The organism is Devosia sp. A449 (genome assembly GCF_054489375.1).
In genome coordinates this window covers 184,523-198,390 of sequence record NZ_JBTMWU010000006.1, presented here as the reverse complement: position 1 = coordinate 198,390, position 13,868 = coordinate 184,523, and the positions used below count along the sequence as shown (strand labels likewise).

Annotated in this window: 17 protein-coding genes; 3 read left to right on the top strand and 14 right to left on the bottom strand. The window is 62.7% G+C overall.

Features of this window, described 5'->3' with window-relative positions:
• Positions 1–60: 60 nt before the first annotated feature.
• From ACX3OW_RS16785 to ACX3OW_RS16765, 5 genes are all read right to left on the bottom strand, one after another.
• On the bottom strand, positions 61–1,920 hold the full coding sequence (locus ACX3OW_RS16785) for an extracellular solute-binding protein (protein WP_459096939.1): 1,860 nt from the start codon (positions 1,918–1,920) through the stop codon (positions 61–63).
• 33 nt (positions 1,921–1,953) lie between these two features.
• Positions 1,954–3,576, bottom strand: a complete 1,623-nt coding sequence (locus ACX3OW_RS16780; RefSeq protein WP_459096938.1) for an ABC transporter ATP-binding protein — start codon at positions 3,574–3,576, stop codon at positions 1,954–1,956.
• On the bottom strand, positions 3,573–4,673 hold the full coding sequence (locus ACX3OW_RS16775) for an ABC transporter permease (RefSeq protein WP_459096937.1): 1,101 nt from the start codon (positions 4,671–4,673) through the stop codon (positions 3,573–3,575). Before ACX3OW_RS16775 ends, ACX3OW_RS16780 begins: the two co-directional genes overlap by 4 nt.
• A complete protein-coding gene (locus ACX3OW_RS16770; protein ID WP_459096936.1) occupies positions 4,670–5,764 on the bottom strand; it encodes a microcin C ABC transporter permease YejB in 1,095 nt (364 codons plus the stop codon). Before ACX3OW_RS16770 ends, ACX3OW_RS16775 begins: the two co-directional genes overlap by 4 nt.
• 128 nt (positions 5,765–5,892) lie before the next feature.
• On the bottom strand, positions 5,893–7,281 hold the full coding sequence (locus ACX3OW_RS16765; protein WP_459096935.1) for an aminotransferase-like domain-containing protein: 1,389 nt from the start codon (positions 7,279–7,281) through the stop codon (positions 5,893–5,895).
• 103 nt (positions 7,282–7,384) lie between these two features.
• Between ACX3OW_RS16765 and ACX3OW_RS16760 the strand changes: the two genes are divergently transcribed.
• The gene (locus ACX3OW_RS16760; RefSeq protein ID WP_459096934.1) at positions 7,385–8,248 is read left to right on the top strand and encodes a DMT family transporter; all 864 of its coding nucleotides are present in this window, start codon (positions 7,385–7,387) and stop codon (positions 8,246–8,248) included.
• A 10-nt stretch (positions 8,249–8,258) separates the two neighbouring features.
• On the top strand, positions 8,259–8,888 hold the full coding sequence (locus tag ACX3OW_RS16755) for an FMN-binding negative transcriptional regulator (RefSeq protein ID WP_459096933.1): 630 nt from the start codon (positions 8,259–8,261) through the stop codon (positions 8,886–8,888).
• Positions 8,889–8,910: 22 nt separating this feature from the next.
• Here the strand turns inward: ACX3OW_RS16755 and ACX3OW_RS16750 are convergent, their stop codons facing one another.
• The 6 genes from ACX3OW_RS16750 to ACX3OW_RS16725 all read right to left on the bottom strand — a co-directional run bounded on the left by ACX3OW_RS16750 (position 8,911) and on the right by ACX3OW_RS16725 (position 11,741).
• The gene (locus ACX3OW_RS16750; protein WP_459096932.1) at positions 8,911–9,348 is read right to left on the bottom strand and encodes a VOC family protein; all 438 of its coding nucleotides are present in this window, start codon (positions 9,346–9,348) and stop codon (positions 8,911–8,913) included.
• A gap of 28 nt (positions 9,349–9,376) precedes the next feature.
• The gene (locus ACX3OW_RS16745; protein WP_459096931.1) at positions 9,377–9,790 is read right to left on the bottom strand and encodes a DUF1801 domain-containing protein; all 414 of its coding nucleotides are present in this window, start codon (positions 9,788–9,790) and stop codon (positions 9,377–9,379) included.
• A 33-nt stretch (positions 9,791–9,823) separates the two neighbouring features.
• On the bottom strand, positions 9,824–10,267 hold the full coding sequence (locus tag ACX3OW_RS16740) for a PPC domain-containing DNA-binding protein (RefSeq protein WP_459096930.1): 444 nt from the start codon (positions 10,265–10,267) through the stop codon (positions 9,824–9,826).
• A 79-nt stretch (positions 10,268–10,346) separates the two neighbouring features.
• Positions 10,347–10,664, bottom strand: a complete 318-nt coding sequence (locus tag ACX3OW_RS16735) for an I78 family peptidase inhibitor (RefSeq protein ID WP_459096929.1) — start codon at positions 10,662–10,664, stop codon at positions 10,347–10,349.
• Between the two features lie 64 nt (positions 10,665–10,728).
• Positions 10,729–11,019 (bottom strand): hypothetical protein, encoded by a 291-nt coding sequence (locus tag ACX3OW_RS16730; protein WP_459096928.1) that lies wholly within the window; start codon positions 11,017–11,019, stop codon positions 10,729–10,731.
• 68 nt (positions 11,020–11,087) lie between these two features.
• Positions 11,088–11,741, bottom strand: a complete 654-nt coding sequence (locus ACX3OW_RS16725; RefSeq protein ID WP_459096927.1) for a phosphoribosyltransferase — start codon at positions 11,739–11,741, stop codon at positions 11,088–11,090.
• A gap of 206 nt (positions 11,742–11,947) precedes the next feature.
• Between ACX3OW_RS16725 and ACX3OW_RS16720 the strand changes: the two genes are divergently transcribed.
• The gene (locus ACX3OW_RS16720; protein WP_459096926.1) at positions 11,948–12,424 is read left to right on the top strand and encodes a hypothetical protein; all 477 of its coding nucleotides are present in this window, start codon (positions 11,948–11,950) and stop codon (positions 12,422–12,424) included.
• A 67-nt stretch (positions 12,425–12,491) separates the two neighbouring features.
• Here ACX3OW_RS16720 and ACX3OW_RS16715 read toward each other — a convergent pair whose 3' ends face one another.
• The 3 genes from ACX3OW_RS16715 to ACX3OW_RS16705 all read right to left on the bottom strand — a co-directional run bounded on the left by ACX3OW_RS16715 (position 12,492) and on the right by ACX3OW_RS16705 (position 13,611).
• The gene (locus ACX3OW_RS16715) at positions 12,492–12,725 is read right to left on the bottom strand and encodes a hypothetical protein (protein WP_459096925.1); all 234 of its coding nucleotides are present in this window, start codon (positions 12,723–12,725) and stop codon (positions 12,492–12,494) included.
• Positions 12,726–12,800: 75 nt separating this feature from the next.
• Positions 12,801–13,070, bottom strand: coding sequence for a hypothetical protein (locus tag ACX3OW_RS16710; RefSeq protein WP_459096924.1), 270 nt, complete (start codon positions 13,068–13,070; stop codon positions 12,801–12,803).
• A gap of 79 nt (positions 13,071–13,149) precedes the next feature.
• On the bottom strand, positions 13,150–13,611 hold the full coding sequence (locus ACX3OW_RS16705; RefSeq protein ID WP_459096923.1) for a hypothetical protein: 462 nt from the start codon (positions 13,609–13,611) through the stop codon (positions 13,150–13,152).
• Positions 13,612–13,868: the final 257 nt, after the last annotated feature.

The window sequence follows — 13,868 nt, the reverse complement described above, 5'->3', positions numbered from 1 at the left end:
CTTTCTGCTGTCGGCCTATTGCCTTCCGCCTGCCTGCGGCGGCTTGATCGGGGTGGGACCCTATTGCCCCGCGCCGCTGGTCTGGGCCGCCTTGTCCGCGTCCCACCACCAGATGGTGGGAAAGCCGTTGGAAAATTGGGGCAGCGTTTCCGGGTGGCTGAAGCGGTTCCAATGGGCGATGCGGGAATAGGTCAGCGCATAGCCGGGCACCACGTAATGGTGATGCAGCAGCACCCGGTCGAGCGCCGTCGTGATGGCGAGCTGGGTTTCCCGATCATCGGCCACGATCAGCTTGTCGATTAGCGCATCGATGCCCTTGTCGGCGATGCCGGCATAATTGCGCGAGCCCTCCTCACCGACGCTGCCTGAGCCAAAGAAGAAGCGCTGCTCGTTGCCGGGGGAGAAGGACTGGGTCCAGCTGCCATAGATCATGTCATAGTCGAAACTGCGCAGCCTGTTGATATATTGCGGCGTGTCGACCATGCGGATGCTGAGTTCGACGCCGATCTGGCGCAGATTGGTGGCCAAATTCTGCGCGATGGGCTCCAGCGTGGTCTGGTGCATCAGCAGTTCTATGCTGAGCTGGGTGCCATTGACATCGACCAGCCGATTGCCGTCGAGGCGATAGCCCGCCTCGGTCAGCAGGTTCAGCGCGCTGCGCAGATTGGCGCGCAGCTTGCCCGGATCGCCATTGACCGGGTTGGTGTAAACCTCGGTGAACACCGTCGCTGGCACCAGATCGCGCACACTTTCCAGCACGGCTAACTCCTCGCCTGCCGGCAAGCCGGAGGCGGCGAAGGGCAGGCCATAGAAGTAGCTGTTGATGCGCTGATACTGGTTGTAGAAGACGGTGTTGTTGAGTTCCTCGAAATCGAAGACGAGGTTCAACGCCTGACGCAGCTTTTCGTCCTGGAATTTTTCCCGGCGCAGATTGGGAATGAAGCCGGTCATCTGCCCGCTGCCATTGTAATCCTGCGGGAATTCTTCGCGGATCACCCGGCCATCAGCCACGGCGGGAAAGTCGAAACCCGTGGCCCAACGACGGGCGGTATATTCGCTCCACCAGTCGAACTGGTCGCCCTTGAAGGCCTCGAACCACACTGATTCATCGAGGAAATATTCGTATTTGAACGTTTCGAAATTATTGGTGCCCACCTGGGTCGGGTGCGTGGCGCCCCAATAATCGGCAACCCGTTCATAGGTCACGGTGCGGCCGGCATCGAAACTGGCCAGGCGATAGGGGCCAGAGCCCAGCGGTGCTTCGAGCGTCGATTTGCCGATATCGCGCTGTTTGCCATCGGCCGTCTCGCCCTCCCACCAATGCTGGGGCAGGACGAGCAATTGTCCCAGGATATGCGGCAATTCGCGATTGCCGGTCTGGTCGAAGGTGAAGGTCACCTCGCCCGGCGCCGTCACCACCGCGCTGGTGATGTTGGTGTAATATTGCGCATAGACCGGGCTGATTTCGACGACCTTGTCGAAGGACCAGACCACGTCCTCGGCGGTTACGGGCTCGCCGTCATGCCAGTGGGCGTCGGGGTCCATGTGAAAGGTCACCGCGCCATAGTCATCGGCCACCTTCATCGCCTCGGCGAGCAGGCCATAGCTGGTGTTGACCTCGTCCAACGACGGGGTCATCAGCGTTTCATAGACGAGCCCGAGCCCGCTCACCGCTTCGCCCTTGGGCAGGATCGGGTTGAAGGTATCAAAGCCGCCACGATCGCCCAGCCTCACGGTGCCGCTCTTGGGCGCGTCGGGGTTCACATAGTCAAAATGGGTAAAGCCTTCGGGATATTTCGGGCTCTCGGTCAGCGAATCCGCATGCACCCAGACCCCGGTCGGCGTCTGCGCCAGGCTGGGCGCCACCATGGCGAGGAAGCCGGCGGCGATGAGGGAAGCCAAAATGGTTGAACGCGTCATGGTGCGGCTCCGCATGGGGTCTGTGGGCATAGGTTATGCGCTTGTCGGGGGCAGGGGCAATGCCGTGTCGTCGGTGGCGAGGTCGAAGGCTGCGGCGAGCAATTGGCGCGTATAGGCTTCGCGCGGTGCAGCGAAGATGTCGGCGGCGGGGCCAGCCTCAACCACCTTGCCGTTCCGCATGACGATCAGCCGATGCGCCAGGGCCCGCACCACTTTGAGATCATGGCTGATGAACAGATAGGTCAGGCCGCGCCGCTGCTGCACGTTGCGCAGCAGGTCGATGATCTGGGCCTGGATGGAAACGTCGAGCGCCGAGGTCGGCTCGTCCAGCACCAGGAATTGCGGCTCTAGCACCAAGGCGCGGGCAATGGCGATGCGCTGGCGCTGTCCGCCGGAAAATTCATGCGGATAGCGCGCTGACATGGCGGCGTCGAGCCCGACTTCGCGCAGCACCGCCGTCACCTTTTCGGCCCGCTGCGCCGCCGTGAGGCGCGGCATATGCACCTTCAGCCCTTCGCCGACAATGTCACCCACCGACATGCGGGGGCTCAGTGAGCCGAAGGGGTCCTGGAAGACGATTTGCATGTGTTGCCGCAACGGGCGCAGCGCCTGCCAGGAGCGGCCGTCCACCTGCTGGCCCAGCACCACAATCCGGCCCGTGGACGGGATCAGCCGCAGCAGGGCATAGCCGAGCGACGACTTGCCCGAGCCGCTCTCGCCGACCACCCCCAGAGTCTCGCCTTGGGTGATGCTGAGATCAACGCCGTCGACGGCGTGGATATGCCCCACCACCCGGCGCAACAAGCCGCGCTTGATCGGAAACCAGACTTTTAGGTCGCTGGCTTCGACAATGCTGGGGGCCGCAGCGTCATGCTCCGGCGGAGAGCCTTGTGGCGCGGCGGCAAGCAGATGCCTGGTGTATTCATGCTGCGGATTGGCGAAAATTTCGCCCACCGGCCCGCTTTCGACGATTTCGCCCTCGGTCATGACGCAAACCCGGTCGGCGATGCGCCGCACGATGGACAGGTCATGGGTAATGAACAGCAAGGCCATGCCATTTTGCTGCTGCAGCGCCTTCAGCAGAGCCAGAATCTGCGCCTGCACGGTGACGTCCAGCGCCGTGGTCGGCTCGTCGGCGATCAGCAATTTCGGGTCATTGGCCAGCGCCATGGCAATCATGACGCGCTGGCGCTGTCCGCCCGACAGCTGGTGCGGAAAGTCGTGGAACCGGCTGGCCGGGTCGGGAATGCCTACGGACTGCAACAGCGCGATGGCGCGCGTCTGGGCGGCGGTCTTGCGCAGGCCCTGGTGCAGGCTCAGCACTTCGGCGACCTGCCGGCCAATGGTGTGAACCGGATTGAGCGAACTCATCGGCTCCTGGAAAATCATCCCGACCTGATTGCCGCGCACCCCGCGCAGCGCTGCCTCGCCGGCCGCCACCAGATCCTGCCCGGCGAAGCGAACCTCCCCCGAAAGCTGGGCCGAAGGCGGCAGCAGGCGCAGGGTGGACAGGGCCGTGACCGACTTGCCCGAGCCGCTTTCGCCCACCAGCGCCAGCGTCTCGCCCGGCGCGATATCGAAGCTGATGCCGCGCACCGCCGCATGAGTGCCGAAGCGGACCGACAGGTCACGGACTGAAAGCAAAGGCGCGCTCATGCAAAAGTCTTTCGCGGGTCGAAGGCGTCGCGCACCGCTTCGCCAATAAACACCAGCAGGGTCAGCATCAGCGCAATGGTGAAAAAGCCGGTGAGGCCGAGCCAGGGCGCCTGCAGATTATTCTTGCCCTGCGCCAGCAATTCGCCGAGCGAGGGCGAGCCCGGCGGCAGGCCAAAGCCGAGAAAATCGAGCGAGGTCAGGGTGGCGACCGAGCCCGACAGAATGAAGGGCATGAAGGTCAGCGTCGCCACCATCGCGTTGGGCAGCAGATGCCGCCACATGATGACGGGATTGGACACCCCCAGCGCCCGTGCCGCCGCGACATATTCGAAATTGCGGGCGCGCAGAAACTCGGCGCGCACGATGCCCACGAGACTCACCCAGGAAAACAGCATCAGAATGCCCAGCAAGACCCAGAAGCTGGGAGCGATGACGCTGGAAATGATCAACAGCAGATAGAGCGCCGGTATCGAGGTCCAGATTTCGATGAGCCGTTGGGCGATCAGGTCGATCCAGCCGCCAAAATAGCCCTGCACCGCGCCCGCCAGCACGCCGATGAACGAGGAAAATATGGTCAGCGTCAGCCCGAACAGTACGGAGATGCGAAAGCCGTGGATGAGGCGGGCCAGCACGTCGCGGCCCCGATCATCGGTGCCCAGCCAGTGATAATTGCCGGCGTTGCAGTCCGGGTCGGCCACGCCCAGAGCATAGCGCTGGCAAAGCTGCTCGCGGCTCAGCAGCATGCTGGGCGGATTGGCGCCGGAATAGGCGATATTGCCGTCCACCGTGCCATGGCTGAAGCGGATGGGCGGCCACAGCGCCCAGCCATGGGCGGCGATTTCCTCGGCGATGAACGGATCGCGGAAATTGGTGGTGGCGAAAAAGCCGCCGAATTTCGCCTCGGGGTAATCCACCAGCGCCGGCACCAGCAGTTCACCTTGGTAGGCGACCAGGATCGGCCGGTCATTGGCGATGAATTCGGCGCCCAATGTGACGACGAACAGCACCAGGAATATCCACAAGCTCCACCAGCCGCGCCGGTTGGCGCGGAAATTGGCGAGGCGGCGCCGATTGAGCGGCGACAGCACCGCACTCATATGCTGCGGCTTTCAAAATCGAGGCGCGGATCAACCCACATATAGGCGAGGTCGGAAATCAGCCCGATCACCAGCCCGAGCAGCGAAAAGATATAGAGCGTCGCCAGCACCACCGCATAGTCGCGATTGACCACCGACTGAAAGCCGAGCAGCCCCAGCCCATCGAGCGAAAAGATGGTTTCGATGAGCAGCGAACCGCCGAAGAACGCGCCGATAAAGGCGCCGGGAAAGCCGGCAATGATCAGCATCATCGCGTTGCGGAACACATGGCGATACAGCACCTGAGGCTCGCTCAGCCCCTTGGCGCGGGCGGTCACCACATATTGCTTGCCGATTTCATCGAGGAAGGAATTCTTGGTCAGCAGCGTCGCCGTGGCAAAGGCTCCCAACCCCATGGAGATAATGGGCAGCACCAGATGCCAGAAATAGTCGAGGATCTGCCGCCACCAGGGGAAGCTCTCAAAGCCCGGCGAGGTCAGGCCGCGCAGCGGAAAAACCGACCAGAATGAGCCTCCGGCAAACAACACCACCAGCGCCACGGCCACGAGGAACCCCGGCACCGCATAGCCGATGATGACGATGGTGGAGGTCCAGACATCGAAGCGCGACCCATCGCGCCTGGCCTTGGCGATGCCGAGCGGAATGGAAATGCCATAGGCCAGCAGCGTCATCCACAGCCCGAGCGAGATCGAGACCGGCATTTTCTCCTTGATCAGGTCGATCACCGAAATGTCGCGGTAATAGCTGTCGCCAAAATCGAAGCGCAGATAATTGCCCAACATGCCAAAGAAGCGCTCGAGCGGCGGCTTGTCGAAGCCGAATTGCTGTTCGATGCGCGCCACCAGTTCGGGCGGCAGGCCCTGACTGCCCCTATAGGTGGACGTCTTGGTCTGGGGTTGCTGGGCCGCCAGATCGCCGCCCGCGCTGCCGGTGACCCGTTCCATGATCCCGCCGCTCTGGCCGGACATATTGGCCAGCGCCTGTTCGACCGGGCCGCCCGGCGCAAACTGCGTGATGAGAAACGAAATCGCCATGATGCCGAACACTGTCGGAATCATCAGCAAGAAACGGCGAAAAATATAGGCGCCCATTCCTGCTCCGGTAACCCTGGCCTAGCTTAGCCCATCATGCGCGCTCACCCTGCCATCAGGCAATGAGACTGTCGCGGCCAATGCAGCACTTCCGCGACGGCTTGGCAAGGCGACGGGCGTCGCTATGCTCATCCATTGCTCTGGGCCCCCAGTGCTAAACGCAGCACGGCGAACACGCGCTCGTCGTCGCTTTGAGACACGTTGAAGCGTAGATAACTGGTCGCGGTCTGGGCGAGGCTGAAGGCGTTGCCCGGCGCGAGGACGATTTTTTCTGCCAGCGCTGCCCGGGCGATGGCCGCAGCATCGAGGTCATCGGGCAGGCGGCACCACAAGAACATGCCGGCTTGCGGTTCGAGCCAAGGGATGATGCCGATATTCCTCAGCTTGCCCCCGATGTCGAACCGCGCCTGCGCCAGACGGCTGCGCAATCCGTCCATGTGCTTGCGATAGCCCCCATCGCTGAGCACGCTCAGCACCAGCTCGGCATTGAGCCGCCCGCCGCCGAATGTGGTGGCGATCTTGAGGTCGATCAGGCCCTCGATCCAGTCGGGCTTGGCCGCAATGAACCCGCATCGTGCCGCTGCCGATAGCGTCTTGGAAAAACTGCCGATGTGAATGACGCGATCCAGCCCATCGAAAGCGGCCAGACGTGGAGCCGGGCTGTGCTCGAAATCGGCGAATATGTCGTCCTCGATGATGGTCAGCCCGTGCTGGTCGGCCAGTTTCAGCACGCGATGCGCGACGACCGGCGACAGCGTTGCGGCGGTCGGATTGTGGATGCCTGCATTGGTGATGTAGAGCCGCGGCTTGTGTTCGGCCAAAGCCGCCGCGAACAAGGCAAGATCCGGGCCGTTGGGAGCATAGGGCACACTGACGATGTGGGCGCGGTGGGCGCGCAGCAGCGCCTGGAAGTTGAAGTAGCACGGATCATCAATCAACACCGTGTCGCCCGGCTCGAGCAGAAACCGGCACAGCATATCGATGGCCTGGGTGCCGCTTTCCGTCAGCATGATTTGATCGGGTGACGCTTCCACTCCGCGTTCGGCCATGCGCAGGGCGATCAGTTGGCGCAGCGGTGGCAACCCAAGCGGCGTGTCATACTCGGTAAGCACCTGGCTGTTGCCGCGCGCGAGCGTGCGCAGGGCGCGGCGCAGACCATCCTCCGGCAGCAAACTGGGCGGCAACCAGCCGCAACCAGGCTTGAGCGCGCCGGCATCGGCTTCCAGCGACTGGCGGGACACCCAGAACGGATCGAGTGTACGGTCGAGTTTCGGTCCAACGGCCGACAAAGCGAGCGGCGCGGTATGCTGGGCGGCGTAAAAGCCGGAGCCGGGGCGGGACAGGATCACGCCTTCGGCCACCAGGCGATTATAGGCATCCACCACTGTCGAGACCGATACCTGCATGGTTTTGGCCAAAGCGCGCACCGATGGTAGCTTGGCGCCGGCGGTCAGGCTGCGCCCGGCGATCCGCTGCTTGATCGTGCGCATCACCTGTCCAACGCGCGTCGTTTCCATCCGTGCTGTCCTCAAGGCCATAACAGTTCGGCAGAACTGTATCGCACTGTAACTGGCGCGGGCAATGGCTTGCCGGCATAGAGCGGCACTACAGGAGTGTCGCATGGAACGGTCGACGAGCGGTTGGATCAATGGATTGGTCGGGGTCATCATTTTCAGCGGCTCGTTGCCGGCGACGAAAGTGGCTGTGGCGGCGTTCGACCCGATGTTTCTCACGGGGATGCGCGCCGTCATTGCCGGCCTTGTTGGCCTGCTGCTGCTGCTGATCTTCCGGCAGCGCCGTCCTGGGCGACAGGATTTCATCTCCCTCATCATCGTGGCGCTTGGCGTGGTGGTTGGCTTTCCCCTGCTAACGGCCCTGGCCTTGCAACACATCACCTCCGCGCATTCGATCGTCTTCATCGGCATCTTGCCGCTGACCACCGCCATTTTCGGCGTCATCCGCGGCGGTGAGCGCCCCAAGCGGCCGTTCTGGATCTTCTCTCTACTCGGCAGCGCCCTGGTCGCCGGCTTCGCGCTGTCGCAGGGCATCGGCGCTTCGCCCGTTGGCGATGGCCTGATGCTGGCAGCCATTATCGTCTGCGGCCTGGGTTATGCCGAAGGCGGCAAGCTCTCCCGTTCGCTGGGCGGGTGGCAGGTGATCTGCTGGGCGCTGGTGCTGTCGCTGCCGGTCATGGGCGTGCTGAGCTTGATCTATTGGCCACCGAGCTTTGCTGGCATCGTAGCGCCCGCGTGGTTCGGCCTAGGCTATGTCTCGCTGTTCAGCATGCTCATTGGTTTCGTGTTCTGGTATCGTGGCCTGGCCCAAGGCGGCATTGCCGCTGTCGGGCAAATGCAACTGCTGCAGCCGTTCTTCGGCCTGGCCTTGGCCGCAACCCTGCTGCATGAGCCGGTCACCCCGGCCATGCTGCTGGTGACGGTCGCGGTGATCGGTTGCGTTGCGGGCGCACGCAGGTTTGGAAACTAGGAGAAACGCGATGTACACGCCGCCGGCCTTTCGCGAGGACAACCCAGCCGAAATCCACCGCATCATCCGCGCGGCGCGGCTTTCGACGCTCGTTACCGCAACATCGCAGGGGCTGGTCGCCACGCCGTTGCCGCTGATCCTTGATGAGACTGAGGGCGAACATGGCGTTCTTTATGGGCACCTGGCGCGGGCCAATCCGCAATGGCAACTGCCGGTTACGGGCGAGGCCATGGTGATCTTTTCTGGCCCCGACGCCTATGTCACACCGAGCTGGTATCCGTCCAAACGCGAGCACGGCAAGGTCGTGCCCACCTGGAACTACGTCACCGTCCACGCCTATGGGCCAGTGGAGTTCTTCGAAGACCCCGAGCGGCTGCTCGACATGGTGACGCGGTTGACCAATCTCTACGAACAACCGCGACAGCAGCCCTGGGCCGTCTCCGATGCACCGGCCCCGTTCATAAAGGCGCAACTCAAGGGCATTGTCGGACTGCGCCTGCCGATCTCGCGCCTCGAGGGCAAGGTGAAGATGAGCCAAAACCGGAGCGAGGCCGACCGGGAAGGCGTCGTGACCGGTCTATCGTCAAGTGAGCAAGCGGAAGACCGCAGGGTGGCCAAACTGATCTCGCCGCCTTCATAGCTCAGCGACTGGCGTATGGAACTCAGCCCAGTTCTTCGGCGAGCCCGATGAGAAGCCCTTCAGGCCCACGGATGTAGCAGAGCCGATAGACGTCTTCATATTGGACCACTTCTCCCACGAGCTGCGCGCCGCGATTGCGGAGCCGCTCCAGCGTATCGTCGATGTCGTCCACGGTGAACATGACGCGGAGGTAGCCCAGCGCGTTGACCGGGGCGTTGCGGTGATCCGCGACGACAGGCGGCGCGAGGAAGCGGGATAGCTCGAGCCGGCTGTGGCCGTCCGGCGTGCGCATCATGGCAATCTCGACATGCTGATCGCCCAGTCCGGTGACCCGTCCGGCCCATTCTCCTTCGATCGTGGCCCGCCCTTCGAGCTCCAGGCCGAGCTCCCGAAAGAAATCAACCGCCGCGCCGAGGTCATCGACGACGATTCCGACATTGTCCATCCGTTTGAGCGCCATGTGTCCAATCCTCCAGGGTGTTACAGTGTCACAGTTTTTCGCCGGGAAGTTTGCTGGCCTGCTTCACCCATTCGGTGAACTGGGCCTCATCGAAATCGCCTTCGTAGATGTCGAGATAGCGCACTTCAGGATGCTTGGACTGGCCGGGCGGCTCGGGGCGCAGCGACGTGCCGCGAAAGAACGTCACCTTCACGTATTTTGCAAAACAATGCAGGCTGAGGAACCATATATCGTCCTCGGTTCCGTAGAAGGGGGAGTTCCATTTTACGGCCTTGCGGACCCCCGGCACGACAAGCTCAATGCTTTCATCAAGGCGTCGGCCGAGATCGCTTTTCCACCCTGGCATGGCGGCGATGTAGGCCTGGACGGGTTTGTCGCCGTAGCCCTTGGCGATCTGCGGATTGCCGCCAGACAGAAGTTTGGGCTCTGTCGTGTTCGTCATCTCGGCCTCCGCATGGTGCTGTTGCCCCAAGGATCAGAGATTTGGCTTGATCAACGCAAGCCCCAAATCGGGATCGAGTTTCTTGCGGAGGTATTCTGGCGATTCAGTCAGGATTACTTCCAAGGTCGGGCGGACCACCGCGGTTTGAAGGTGTCCGGCCACGGCGCTGCCATCTCGGCGGCCGAGCACGGCGTGGATATGCAATGCTGGCTGGCCTTCGGGGCCAATCGCAATGTCGCCCGTCAGGGATGCGACCTCGACCTGTTCATTCACTTCGATGGGCAGATAGGTCTTCGCCTCCCAATCGAAGAAGGCAAGGGTGGCGCGCTGGAAGGCGCCGATGGCTTTGAAGCTTGCCGCCTGCAGCCCAGCCTCCTTAGCAAACGCGGTCAGGCAGGCGGTTACTTCATCGCCCGTCGAAAGAATGATGGCGTAGGTTTGCTGTCCGTCTGCATCATGGATGAGTTTGCTCTGCATAGGGTCTCTCCGAGGGTCTCCCTGTGCCAACGACCGGCGTGGGAAACTGTTCCGGACCGAGCAAAGAGCGGGAGAGAAATTACCCGCAGGCGGCACGGACGAGGTTGCCGGCAGCGTCGGTTTCGAGATTGAGCCGCGCGTCGCTATAGTCTTGGGTTACCGCCTGACCCGGTGCGATCACCCGCACCACGCCTTGCGATTGGACTGGAACCCCTCTAACCTGTGCATCTGCGGCCGTGCTGCCGGTGACGGGTTGACCAACCTTGCTCTGCAGTAGAGACGCCCCACAATCTGACGGCGGTGGGAGCTGTGCCGCAGGCGGGGCTGCGTTTGTGCATCCGGTGAGAACGAGTGCGGCGGCGAGGGCGGCAATGCCCGGAATAAAATGCCGTGTCATGGGTGGCTCCTTCTAGCGAGCCGCACCATCTCAGCGCGATCTGGCTATTTTGAGATGCCCCGACTTATGGCTGTTCTGGCGCCCGCACCAGTATTCGAGCTTGCGGGCTACCGACCAGAGCGGGCGAATTCGCCGGAACCGACCAGACCCGGGCTTCGAGTGTGGTCAGGAAGCTCTTTGCCTGGTCAACGCTCGGGAAGTCGAGTTGGACCATGATGTACGCTGGGTCATCATGCGGTTGATAAATGCGATAGGCGGTAACGCCCGCATCGGAGCGCAGGCTCTCAAACCGATTGAATGCGGCTTTCCAGGTGGAAAAGTCGGTAATGCGATGCTCGATATGCAGCGTAGCCATGGCGCCCTCCTACAGGCAGAGCCCCATCCCATTTTTACATCCTGTCCGCCTTTGCTGGCAAGCTGAGCCTATTCGGCGGCACGCAGCAGGGCCACAACCTCCTGGTCTGCAACCTGAGGGAAAGCGGCATAGTGTAAGCCGACGGCGTTGAACGGTTCCGGCGTGGACAGGCAGACGATGGCGTCGACCTTCGGCCGCAATGTGTCGAGCACATCCGCCGGCGCCACCGGGATCGCCAATATGATGCGGGCGACCGCGTTGTTTCGCATGCCCGTCAGCGCTGCGGTGATGGTCACGCCGGTGGCGATGCCGTCATCGACGAGGATCACGGTTCGGTTCCGCACCGTAAGCGCTGGCCTCTGGCCGAGATAGAGCTGGCGCCGGCGGGCGAGTTCGGCGATCGCGCGGCCCGCTTGCGCCTCCACATAGCCGGCCGGTGGATCGATCACGCGCATGATGGCGTCGTCGAGGACAAGCTGCGGCGGATCGCCGTCAACCACGGCGCCAAGGCCATATTCGGCATGCCCCGGTGCGCCAATCTTGCGGACCAGCAACAGCTCGAGCGGCGCGCCCAACACACGCGCCACCTCGAAGGCCACGGGCACGCCCCCGCGCGGCAGCGCCACCACAAGCGGATCGTGGAGTTGCAGCGCCGCGACCGCCTGGGCAAGCTGGCGCCCGGCTTCCCGACGATCAGCGAATGGCGGGCCGACCCTGGTCATGGAACCCTCCGCGGGTGCGCTGATTATGCGGCCGAATGGCCTATCCGTCGATCAGAACGGGCAACACCGCTGCTGTCGCCGGGCGGGCGGAGAGCACCCAGTCGGTGGCTGTTGATTGCCTCGTCCCCAACTCTATTTCGCAACCATCGGGGCCCCGGGTCGTTCCTTAGGCTCAAGTGGGGGCAAACCACCACGGAGATAAAAAAATGAAGAACACCCTGATCCTAACGACGGCCGCCGCCTTTCTCGCGTCGATCGCTCTGCCTAGCTTCGCCCAGGATGCTGGCGCCGGAGCCGGAGCGGGCGTAACCGTCGAGACGCCGGCCGTCGACGCTCAGCTTGGTGCCGATGTGAGTGCGAATGCCGGGGATGACACCTACGGCGCTGTGACGTCATCAATTGCGGGTTCGGCCGATGTCGATCTGTCCGCTGTGGCCGATGACGCCAGCATCACCATTATTCTGCTGTCCTCGCTACAGGGCAATGCCGAGACGGAAGCTGCCGCGCTTGATGCGGCCGTGGCCGCCAACGCTGAAGCGGTCGCGACGCTGCATTCGAACATCGAAGCGAATGCGGCCATCAAAGCCAAGCTTGAAGCCGAAGGCCATAGCGCGGACGATGTCGTTGCCGTGAAGAGCAATGCCGATGGATCGGTCATCGTCTATGTCGATGACCGTGCCTAACCCACGCTAGTCTAAACCCGCAAGAGGCCCATGGAGCATCCAGCTTCATGGGCCTCTCGCCTATGTCTCAATCCTGCTGGCGCCGGCGCTCAGCCACGCGTTCGCGCCAGTGCCGCGTCTGGATTTGTCCCAGCACCAGGCGCCGAACCGTGTCTTCGGAAGTATCGACGCCCACCGGTAGCATCAGGCTGCGCCCCTCAATGCGGGCGTGGATGGTTCCGGCTTCAATGAAATAGGTCGCCTTGATGGTCTGGCCGCCATCCACGACCTGAAGGTCACGCACGATATGTTCGTCCTGCATGTCGGCCTCCTGCGCAGCGAGAATGCGGCAAGATGGTGGGCGAGTCCAGCGCAGCGTCGGCTGGCGCTTGCGCCCTTATTCCATCTCCGGCACATCGCCGTGCTGAAACAGCACCACCGGCTCGCCGAACTCCCCATTCACCAGATCAGCCGTCCGCGACCAGGCGATGACGCCGACATAGGTGCCCAGCGCTGCCATGCGTCTGGCGTCCATCTTGGCCTTGTCTTCCGACGGGACCTCGCGGGGCTCGAATGCTGGCCGCAGCTCACCTTCCTCGTCGCGGATGAAGGCGAGCAGGACGATGAGCTTGGTGGAGTTGGTTTGGGTAGTTTCGCGACGTTCCATTCCGGCACGATACCGCCACAGTGCCCGAAGTGGCAATGTGATCGATGCCGCATATGGAACTGGAATAGGTGCCGAAGCGCTACTGCTCGCGGTCATCGACGTAGAGGCGCCAGGTCGCGTCGGCATTTTGGCCTACCGCGATGGCATTCTCGGCCGACAGGCCGCTTTCCTGCAGTTTGGCCACCAACGCCTCATCCCCAGCTACCGCCGCACGAAGTGCAGCAATTGCGGCCTGATGATCGGCAATGGCCGCATCCACCGCCGCGCCATCATGATTGACGTCGCCCTCCAGGGAACTAAGCAGGATTATGGTCAGCTCTCCTGCAGGCAACGTGGAAATTTCATCCCCGGTGCCCATCTGGCCGATGGCATCAACGACGGTGCCGTAATTCTCGATAACTTCTCCGCCTTGGTTGGCGGATGCGCCTGGGGGCGTGGCCGGCGCTTCAACCGACGGAGCCGGCGTTTCCTGGGCCAGGACTGAGTACGGAGACACGAGTGCCAATGCACTGGCGATGCCAATAGCTGCAATCTTGTTCATGATCGTTCCTCTCAGTTGCACGACGTTGCTCAGTCAACGGCAACCGCTTTCAAACGTTGCACGCGGCGTGGAAAAACCGGGCAGGGCTGGCATGTTGGGGCGCTACGCGGGTGGGATAAGGGCTCGGCTGCCATTTCGTTGGCCAGTATGGGAAACCGGAAAAACCAAACTGTTCCCTATGCCACTACGTCCGGTTGACGCGCGCTACGCCTCTCGATGGAAACGGGGTGCGCCACAGAGGGTTCCCAAAGCCTGCT

Coding starts and splice junctions, on each gene's coding strand:
- ACX3OW_RS16785 (WP_459096939.1), bottom strand. CDS start 1,920: ATGACGCGTTCAACCATTTTGGCTTCCCTCATCGCCGCCGGCTTCCTC.
- ACX3OW_RS16780 (WP_459096938.1), bottom strand. CDS start 3,576: ATGAGCGCGCCTTTGCTTTCAGTCCGTGACCTGTCGGTCCGCTTCGGC.
- ACX3OW_RS16775 (WP_459096937.1), bottom strand. CDS start 4,673: ATGAGTGCGGTGCTGTCGCCGCTCAATCGGCGCCGCCTCGCCAATTTC.
- ACX3OW_RS16770 (WP_459096936.1), bottom strand. CDS start 5,764: ATGGGCGCCTATATTTTTCGCCGTTTCTTGCTGATGATTCCGACAGTG.
- ACX3OW_RS16765 (WP_459096935.1), bottom strand. CDS start 7,281: ATGGAAACGACGCGCGTTGGACAGGTGATGCGCACGATCAAGCAGCGG.
- ACX3OW_RS16760 (WP_459096934.1), top strand. CDS start 7,385: ATGGAACGGTCGACGAGCGGTTGGATCAATGGATTGGTCGGGGTCATC.
- ACX3OW_RS16755 (WP_459096933.1), top strand. CDS start 8,259: ATGTACACGCCGCCGGCCTTTCGCGAGGACAACCCAGCCGAAATCCAC.
- ACX3OW_RS16750 (WP_459096932.1), bottom strand. CDS start 9,348: ATGGCGCTCAAACGGATGGACAATGTCGGAATCGTCGTCGATGACCTC.
- ACX3OW_RS16745 (WP_459096931.1), bottom strand. CDS start 9,790: ATGACGAACACGACAGAGCCCAAACTTCTGTCTGGCGGCAATCCGCAG.
- ACX3OW_RS16740 (WP_459096930.1), bottom strand. CDS start 10,267: ATGCAGAGCAAACTCATCCATGATGCAGACGGACAGCAAACCTACGCC.
- ACX3OW_RS16735 (WP_459096929.1), bottom strand. CDS start 10,664: ATGACACGGCATTTTATTCCGGGCATTGCCGCCCTCGCCGCCGCACTC.
- ACX3OW_RS16730 (WP_459096928.1), bottom strand. CDS start 11,019: ATGGCTACGCTGCATATCGAGCATCGCATTACCGACTTTTCCACCTGG.
- ACX3OW_RS16725 (WP_459096927.1), bottom strand. CDS start 11,741: ATGACCAGGGTCGGCCCGCCATTCGCTGATCGTCGGGAAGCCGGGCGC.
- ACX3OW_RS16720 (WP_459096926.1), top strand. CDS start 11,948: ATGAAGAACACCCTGATCCTAACGACGGCCGCCGCCTTTCTCGCGTCG.
- ACX3OW_RS16715 (WP_459096925.1), bottom strand. CDS start 12,725: ATGCAGGACGAACATATCGTGCGTGACCTTCAGGTCGTGGATGGCGGC.
- ACX3OW_RS16710 (WP_459096924.1), bottom strand. CDS start 13,070: ATGGAACGTCGCGAAACTACCCAAACCAACTCCACCAAGCTCATCGTC.
- ACX3OW_RS16705 (WP_459096923.1), bottom strand. CDS start 13,611: ATGAACAAGATTGCAGCTATTGGCATCGCCAGTGCATTGGCACTCGTG.